We start from the raw sequence: 4,291 nt of genomic DNA, 5'->3' as shown, positions 1-4,291 counted from the left end.
TTCCGTTCAACAGCGCTTTCATTGTTCGTCCTGCGGACGCAACGAAAGCTTAGTTATTGCCTGTAGCTTTTTGTCAAACGATTTCAACTTTTAGCCCTAATCCAAGTCGCTTTGATATTTCATCAAGCTGGTCTTTTTTGCTGCGTGTTGATGAATGTGTCATTACAAAAACGCCTTTTGTCAATTCATGTTGAGCATAGTAGTCGTCTTTGGTGTTAGAAACTAATGGCACTCCACAACAAACTATGTTTAAGCCTTTCACTTTGTCGTAACCAATATTTTTAATAGTGTCAACAAGAGTATCGTAAGCAAAGCGATGAGAAATAGTTTTTCCGTCTGAAAATTTTACCCGCAAAGTCGTTTTACTGGATTTCGTATGAGATGATATGGTAAATGTTTCTCTTTCAGCAAATGTCTTGTGCTTCTTGTCAGTCGGTGTGTCCAACTCAGCCGGGATTGTCAAACTGCGTTTCCTTGTTAGTTTTACGCTTAAGGGTTCGTCTGGCACATATTCTACGACTAATATAATTTCTCTCTGAATTTGGTTTATGATAGGACTAATTGTGTCTGCAAGAGCTGGTATAATATCATTCTTAATAATTTCTTCCTCCACCCGATTTGTTTCCTCAATGAGTTTGTCAGGAAGTTGAACTCCAAGTTCTTTCAGGTTTTGAATTGATTGGTAAAGTTTCTCAAGCTGTGTCATATTCGTTTTAAATGGTAGATGTCGCTATAAAGTTACAGGCAACGTTTCGGGGCTTTCTGCTGTGCTGGTCGTCTGTGTTACGTCTGCTTGGAACAGAAGCCGATTAAAGAACCAAAATAAAAAATTTATTCTAATGTTCAATAGTATTCCGTCTGACCGATATGCAGGCAATAAGCGATTTGCTGCTGATGTTACCCACGTTAGCCAGCATAGCAGAAAACCCATGTTAGCAGCATGGCGGAGTTGTCGCACCGAAGCTGTTTTAATTGCGGGTCGGGTCTATGGAAGCGTCGGCAAGCCGCAAAGTTTTGCAAGCGTCGGCTTCTGTGATGCAGGTTTGGCGGGCACTTGCAAATGTTTGTCGGCTTATGCGTGGGAATTTTTATCTTGTCGCCAATTTTTTTTAAAGCAACGTCTTACCAAAACCAATTATGGCTAACGAACGCATTACTGAAGAAATAGTCAGAGGTCATTTCAAAAACGACCCATTATTTAACATCTGTAAGCTGGAAGAACAGAAGTCAAGTAATAGGAGGATTAATGAATTACTACAAAAAGCATCAAAAGCTGGGAAAGGAATTGGACGACCAGAGTTTTTAATTTCATTTCCAGTTCAAAATTCTAATTATTTAATAGTTGTTGAATGCAAAGGGGAACTCTCTTGTCATCAAAGCAAAAACTTGGATAAGCCTAAAGATTTTGCAGTTGATGGAGTATTACATTATTCTAAGGTTTTAAGCGAGGACTTTGATGTAATTGCGATAGCTGTTAGTGGACAAAATATTGATACAGTAAGTGTCTCTACGTTTAAGCGAAATAAAGGTGCAAAGAATTACAGTGATTTAAAAACAGGGAAACTGCTGTCAATAAACGGCTACCTAAAACTATTTAACAATGAGGCTTTTTCTGATAGTTTAAAAAGCATTGACATTATTCAGAAAGCTGTCTATTTGAATGAGGAATTGCACTCGTACTCAATGACAGAGAACGGCAGATGTACAGTTGTTAGTGCAGTTTTGTTAGGGCTATTAGATAATACGTTCAAAGCAAGTTATTCTACTTATGAGGAAAGTTCAGATTTAGCTTCTGGGTTGATTGAATCTTTGAAGCGTGTTTTAAAGGCAAACAAAGTAAGGAATAGTGAGTCCATGCTTGCCGAGTTTCAAAAAATAATGAATGAACCTTTGTTTAAGCAGAAAAAGATAAAGCGAAAGAAAGAAGAGAGGCTAACGATTGAAGTTCTGAAAGAATTTATAGACTATGTTTATAAGAATGTGTACCCATTGATAACGATGGACGATGCCGGAATTGATGTTTTGGGTAAGTTTTATACAGAGTTCATCCGATATGCTGGAAGTTCTCAAAAACAAGGCTTAGTCTTAACGCCGTTTCATGTCACCGACTTGTTTTGCGATTTAGCAAATATTGGTGTTGATGATATAGTTTATGACCCATGTTGTGGTTCTGGTGGCTTTCTGATTGCAGCGATGAAAAGAATGTTAGAGTTGGCTGGGAGTGATACTGATAAACGAGCAGAAATAAAAGCACATCAATTAGTAGGCGTTGAACGGAGACCCGATATGTTTACTTATGCTTGCTCAAATATGATGTTTAGAGGAGACGGGAAGTCAAATATTTATAATGGGGATTGTTTTCAATTGGAAAATCAAATAATCAAACAGCACAGCCCCAATGTAGTGTTTTTAAATCCCCCATACGATGTAGGAAATGCTGGGCAGATGGAGTTTATAGAACATGCCTTAAAGGTTGTGTCAAAAAATAACGGACTTGTTGTAGCAATAGTTCAAATGAGTTGTGCGATAAAGAATGAAAAAGACCTGATTGCAATTAAAAAACGGCTTTTGCAAAACCACAGGCTAATAGCAGTTATATCAATGCCTGATGAAGTGTTTTCTCCTGTTACTGTGGTCACTTGTGTAATGGTTTGGGAAGCTAATAAACCCAATAAAAATTTTGAAACATGGTTTGGGTACTTGAAGGATGATGGGTTCGAGAAGCGTAAGCATAAAGGAAGATTAGATGTTAAAAAGAAGTGGGCTGGAATCAAATCCAACTTCATAAAGGCATATCACAATTCAAAGGAAATCCCTGGACTATCTGTTAAAAAGAATGTTTCTGCAACTGATGAATGGTGTGCAGAAGCTTACTTAGAAACAGACTATTCCACATTAAGCGAGGATGATTTTATCAGAACAATAAGGGACTTTGTTTCTTTTAAAATAGCAACTACTGGAAAAGTATGAATACTGCTAATTGGAAATATTTTACACTTAACCGGCTTTTTGATTTAAAAAAGGGGAAAAGGCTGACAAAGGCAGATATGACTGCCGGGAATACTCCTTTTATAGGTGCTATTGATAGTAATAATGGATACACAGAATTTATCTCGCAAGACCCAAATCACAAAGGCAACACAATAACCGTTACCTATAATGGTTCTGTTGCTGAAGCATTTTATCAACCTGCTGACTTTTGGGCTTCCGATGATGTTAATGTTTTGTATCCGAAGTTTAACTTGAACAGGAATATTGCATTGTTCATTTGTGCTGTGATAAAGAAGGAGAAGTATCGATTTAATTACGGAAGGAAGTGGCACCTAATACGAATGCGTGAATCTGAAATTTTATTGCCTGCAACTAAAGCAGGTGAGCCTGATTTCAATTTCATGGACAAGTTTATAAGCTCTTTCCCTGAATTAAAGTATGACAACAACGTTGCCGTGTCTAACCCAAAAGAAAAAAGGATTCTAAGTCTTGATACAAGTAAATGGAAAACTTTTAAGTATGGAGGGAAAGAAGGAGTTTTTATTATTAAAAACGGCTATTACAACAAAAAGCCTGATGTTACAGAAACAGGTGAAATTCCTTTTATAGGTGCAACAGAAAACAATAATGGCGTTACCGGATATTATTCGCTATTCGATATTGAAACGAACCATAAGGATGAAAGAAGTGCTGCGCATGACTTAGACAAAAAGATTTTTAAAGGCAATTGCATTACGGTATCTAATAATGGTTCGGTTGGTTGCGCTTTCTATCAAAGGAACGATTTTACTTGCTCACACGACATTAATATTTTGTACTTAAAAGAGAGGGAATGGAATGAATATTTGGCAATGTTTGTCTGCACTCTAATACAGTTGGAAAAATATAGATGGGCTTATGGAAGAAAATGGCGACCTGTAAGAATGCCGATTTCTGAAATTAAACTTCCAGTCACTAAACAAGGGAAAATTGATTGGGAGTTTATGGAGAGTTTTGTAAAGTCTTTACCCTATTCGGGGTCTCTCTAAGAAGCGTCAGCAAAATTGCGGCTCTTGGGCAGGTTGGGTTTGTGTCCTGCCTTGTGTACCTGACCATGTGCCGCAATGTGTGTCGGCAAAAGAAGCCGAGCAATTAAAACAGAATTGAAAAGATGCAGCTTGTCGCTTTCCTGTCGCACCATAGAGAACGGTCAGCCGCTTGCTGCTAACACCAATATTACCGAATAGTACGCATTCACAAAAAAAAATTTGCGTTGAAAATCAATGCCCTTCTTTTCGCTTTTTTGTATTGTTAGTGTCGG

The 4,291-nt window shown here is 37.7% G+C and carries 3 protein-coding genes; 2 read left to right on the top strand and 1 reads right to left on the bottom strand.

Annotated features, from left to right (window positions below):
- Positions 1–73: 73 nt before the first annotated feature.
- Positions 74–706, bottom strand: coding sequence for a hypothetical protein (locus BM015_RS21075; protein ID WP_090663318.1), 633 nt, complete (start codon positions 704–706; stop codon positions 74–76).
- 431 nt (positions 707–1,137) lie between these two features.
- On the opposite strand from BM015_RS21075, the gene BM015_RS21065 reads away from it, so the two are divergent.
- Both BM015_RS21065 and BM015_RS21060 read left to right on the top strand, forming a co-directional pair.
- Positions 1,138–2,970 carry an HsdM family class I SAM-dependent methyltransferase gene (locus BM015_RS21065; RefSeq protein ID WP_090663314.1) on the top strand — a complete coding sequence of 611 codons (1,833 nt, stop codon included), beginning with the start codon at positions 1,138–1,140 and terminating at the stop codon, positions 2,968–2,970.
- Complete coding sequence (locus tag BM015_RS21060; RefSeq protein WP_090663312.1) at positions 2,967–4,019, top strand: restriction endonuclease subunit S; 1,053 nt, start codon at positions 2,967–2,969, stop codon at positions 4,017–4,019. The genes BM015_RS21065 and BM015_RS21060 overlap by 4 nt, the downstream gene beginning before the upstream one ends.
- Positions 4,020–4,291 lie beyond the last annotated feature (272 nt).

It is taken from the genome of Parafilimonas terrae, assembly GCF_900115755.1.
GTDB classification, from domain to species: domain Bacteria; phylum Bacteroidota; class Bacteroidia; order Chitinophagales; family Chitinophagaceae; genus Parafilimonas; species Parafilimonas terrae.
The sequence above is the reverse complement of the archived record's forward strand: the minus strand, read 5'-3'. Positions and strand labels throughout refer to the sequence as shown.